1 pseudogene is annotated in these 662 nt (G+C 67.5%); it reads right to left on the bottom strand.

Annotated features, from left to right (window positions below):
- A pseudogene (locus EN969_RS34050) lies at positions 1-662 on the bottom strand (AsmA protein); the annotation flags it as partial.

Genomic DNA, 662 nt, shown 5'->3' with positions numbered 1-662 from the left:
TTGCCGTAGTCGCCCTGCGCGGCGAGCGACGTCGACATGCCCGCCCCCATGCCTGGCAGGCCGATGCCCGACGTCATCAGCCACGGCTCGATGTCGGCGGCATCGAGGCTGAGCTTGCCCTTGGCGGCGAGGCCTTGCGGCGTGTCGGCGATCGTTCCCTCGAAACCGGCCTTGAAGTCATTGCCGGCAAGGCTGAAATTCGTCGCCAGGCCGCCGCCAAACGTGCCCTTGGCCTGAATATCGGTGTTTGCCTCGCCCAGCATGCCGAGCGGCAGCGCCGGCAGGCCATAGAGCGCCAGCAGCGCGGTGGCATCAGGGTTCTTGGCGTTGAAGGTCAGCGCCACCGGCGCTTCGAGAAGCTTGTCCACCACGCCCTTCCCCGACAGCGACGCCGAAAAGGCCGAGCCGCCGGCCTTGCCTTGCCCGCTTACCGCCAGGCCCGTGGTGCCGTCGCCATTGTCGGCTGCACTCGCCACCAGGTCGATGCGCGCATCCTGGAACAGCTCGGGATAGGCAGCAGCACGGCTCGACAGTCCCCTGAGCACGGCACTGTCGGGATAGTGCTGGGCGGCGACATCGATCAGCGGCTTCAGATCGACGGCAACCACCGACGCATCGAGCTTGCCGGTCGGGCTCGCGGGGAAATCCTTGATCCGGCCGGT

It is taken from the genome of Mesorhizobium sp. M7A.F.Ca.CA.003.01.2.1 (genome assembly GCF_003998945.1).
Classification (GTDB): domain Bacteria; phylum Pseudomonadota; class Alphaproteobacteria; order Rhizobiales; family Rhizobiaceae; genus Mesorhizobium; species Mesorhizobium ciceri.
Note: the sequence above shows the minus strand (reverse complement) of the source record. Positions and strands in the feature narration are given on the sequence as shown.